The organism is Sphingomonas bacterium, assembly GCF_903643035.1.
GTDB lineage: Bacteria > Pseudomonadota > Alphaproteobacteria > Sphingomonadales > Sphingomonadaceae > Sphingomonas.
This window is the reverse complement of record NZ_CAHJWW010000324.1, coordinates 1-2,808: the sequence shown is the minus strand read 5'-3', so window position 1 is coordinate 2,808 and position 2,808 is coordinate 1. Positions and strand designations below refer to the sequence as shown.

The window sequence follows — 2,808 nt, the reverse complement described above, 5'->3', positions numbered from 1 at the left end:
CGATCTCCCGCGACGACGTGCGCGCCCGCGCTGACCGCGATCGAGCGCAGGGCGGGGGTCGACAGGGTGACGACGGGCGGCGCGGCCGCGCGGCCGGCCGGCGTCTCGCCCCAACCCCCGTTCCCCATGCGGACGACCAGCGTATCGCCTTCCACCGTCACCTCGATCCGGTCGACGGAGGCATCGTCCGCCTCCATCCGCGCGGACGCCGGCCGGCCGGTCTCGATCCGCACCTCGAAGGGGCCTGCGACGCGCAGCCGGTCGAAGCTGCCGACCGACCGCTCGCGGGTCGCGCCGGTCGCGGCGGCGGGGAGCAGGAGAAGCGCGAGCTGGAGGAAGCGTTGCGGAAGGAAGCGGGGCGGGAGGAAGCGTTGCGGAAGGAAGCGGGCTGGAGTCATCGCCTGCCGGTCAAGCATCCTGGCCGGCCGGCGCGCAAGCCCGGTCCCGTCCGCCCGCCCGCCCGACCCGGCCCTAGCCGCCGCAGGTGACGGATCCCGAACCCACCTTTGTCACCGAACAGCGCGCCTTGCCGCCAAGCTCGACGCTGCCCGACCCCATCATCGCGACCGTCGCCTCGCCCTCCACCGTCGCGCGCACGCTGCCCGAACCCATGACGTTGACGCTGGCGGCGGACGCGACGAGCGACCGCGCGTCGATGCCGCCCGATCCCGCGACGGAGACGTCGAGCTTCCGCGCGCGACCCGTCATCGCCATGTCGCCGGAGCCCGCGACCGACAGGTCCAGCGCACCGACCGCGAGCTTGTGGACGGTCAGGTTGCCCGACCCGGCGGCGTTCCCCTTGAACGTGTCGCCCAAGACCGCATTGACGACCATGCCGCCCGATCCCGTGACGCTCGCCTCGTCGAGGCGCGGCATCGTCACGAAGACCTTGGCGGAGCCGGCGGCGGCCGGGTGCCAGCCCGGCTCGCGTCCGATCGTCAGCGTCGCGCCGTCGCGCCGGATGCGCAGGTGGTCGAGCACCGCCGGATCGCCCTCGGCCCGTACCGAGAAGCCGGCGCCGGTCCGCACGTCGACATCGTCGGACCCGGCGGCGGCGACGGCGGTGAAGTCGCCGATCGCGAAGCCGCGCGAAGGCCCCGAACCGGTGCCGGCGACGCCGGGGGCGTCATGGCCGCATCCCGGAAGCGCGAACAGCAGGCAGGCGGGCAGGAGGGCGGCCGGTACGAGAGTGGCGGACAGGAGGGGGCGCATGACGGGTCTCCACTGGTGTGTGACGATGGTAACACACCAATTACGACGCACAAGCCCCGACGCACGAAGGGCGGCCCCTCGCGGAACCGCCCCCTCGTTCGTGGATGCCCGCGCGGACGATCAGGCCGCCTTGTCCTTGTTGTAGATCGCGGCGGCCGCGCGCAGGATATCGAGGATCTTCAGCTGCGCGGCCGGCTCGTCCACCGCTTCCATCGCGGCGAGCTCGCGTGCGAGGCGGCTGGTCGCGGCCTCGAAGATCTGCCGCTCGGAATAGCTCTGCTCGGGCTGGTCCTCGGCGCGGAACAGGTCGCGCACCACCTCGGCTATCGAGACGAGGTCACCCGAGTTGATCTTCGCCTCGTACTCCTGCGCCCGCCTCGACCACATCGTCCGCTTGATCTTGGGCTTGCCCTTCAGCGTCTCCATCGCCTCGCGCATCGTCTTGTCGGACGACAGCTTGCGCATGCCCACCGACTCAGCCTTGTTGGTCGGCACGCGAAGAGTCATCTTCTCCTTCTCGAAGCGCAGCACGTAGAGTTCCAGGCTCATGCCCGCGATCTCCTGTTTCAGCAGTTCGATCACGCGGCCGACGCCATGCTTGGGATATACCACATAGTCGCCAACGTCGAAGGACAGCGCCTTGGCAGCCATATCTCGCCTTTCCCTGGACCCGGCCAACCCCATGGCGTCGACGCGGCTGGAAGCCGGCGACGCGGGGCGGACGAGCGAAGATGCACCATCGGGCGGCAGGACCGCCATGCCCGTTCGGAGATTACCTACCAGTTCCGCAATAAAATTACCAGCGCGATCAGACAGGGCCGCTGTCGCGATGGGGGATGGCGCTTCCCGAAGGTCGCAGGCGGGTGGTCGCGCGCGGCTTAGGCCGAGCGGGTTAGGCGGGTCGTGTCAGGCCGGGCGCGTCGGGATAACGCGGGAAGGACGGGACGGGTGGGGGCCGGACGCTCAGTCGCCCGCGCCGGCCTCCGGCGTGAAATACTTGTCGTACTTGCCGTCCTCGCCCTTGTGGTCGTCGGCGTCCGGAGGCGTCTGGTCCGCCTTGCGGGTGACGTTGGGCCATTGCGACGAGAAGGTGGTGTTCAGCTCCAACCACTTCTCCAGCCCGTTCTCCGTGTCGGGCAGGATTGCCTCCGCCGGGCACTCGGGCTCGCACACGCCGCAGTCGATGCACTCGGACGGGTTGATGACCAGCATCGTCTCACCCTCGTAGAAGCAGTCGACCGGGCAAACCTCGACGCAATCCATGTATTTGCAGCGGATGCAGGCGTCGGTGACGACGTAGGTCATGGTCGGATCCTCGAAACGCGAAGGCGGGCGTTCGGCGAAGCCTCTAGGCCCGCCGCGCCGCGAGGGTCAATCGCGCGCGGCATGATTCGGAACGTTCGCGGCGCCCGGACGCGGCTCGATCGGCATCGGATCGCGCAGCTCGGCATAGCAGGCGCAGGCCTCCGCCGCCGGACCGCGCCGCGGCGGCAGCGCCTCCACCCGCACGACGCGGACCCGGCCAAAGGCGGCGAAGGTCAGGACGTTGCCGACGCGCACCGCGGCATGGGCGCGCGCGGCCGGGCGACCGTCGAT

5 protein-coding genes are annotated in these 2,808 nt (G+C 70.4%); all 5 read right to left on the bottom strand.

Features of this window, described 5'->3' with window-relative positions; translation table 11 throughout:
* The coding region (locus HUV01_RS14620; protein WP_217431028.1) for a GIN domain-containing protein at nt 1-398 on the bottom strand (398 nt) is incomplete at its 3' end.
* Between the two features lie 73 nt (nt 399-471).
* Nucleotides 472-1,212 carry a head GIN domain-containing protein gene (locus tag HUV01_RS14615; protein ID WP_174298930.1) on the bottom strand — a complete coding sequence of 247 codons (741 nt, stop codon included), beginning with the start codon at nt 1,210-1,212 and terminating at the stop codon, nt 472-474.
* Nucleotides 1,213-1,332: 120 nt separating this feature from the next.
* The gene (locus tag HUV01_RS14610; protein WP_174298929.1) at nt 1,333-1,863 is read right to left on the bottom strand and encodes a CarD family transcriptional regulator; all 531 of its coding nucleotides are present in this window, start codon (nt 1,861-1,863) and stop codon (nt 1,333-1,335) included.
* A gap of 312 nt (nt 1,864-2,175) precedes the next feature.
* Nucleotides 2,176-2,517 (bottom strand): ferredoxin FdxA, encoded by a 342-nt coding sequence (gene fdxA, locus HUV01_RS14605; protein WP_174298928.1) that lies wholly within the window; start codon nt 2,515-2,517, stop codon nt 2,176-2,178.
* Between the two features lie 66 nt (nt 2,518-2,583).
* On the bottom strand, nt 2,584-2,808 hold a 225-nt coding region (locus HUV01_RS14600; RefSeq protein WP_254606705.1), incomplete at its 5' end, for a hypothetical protein.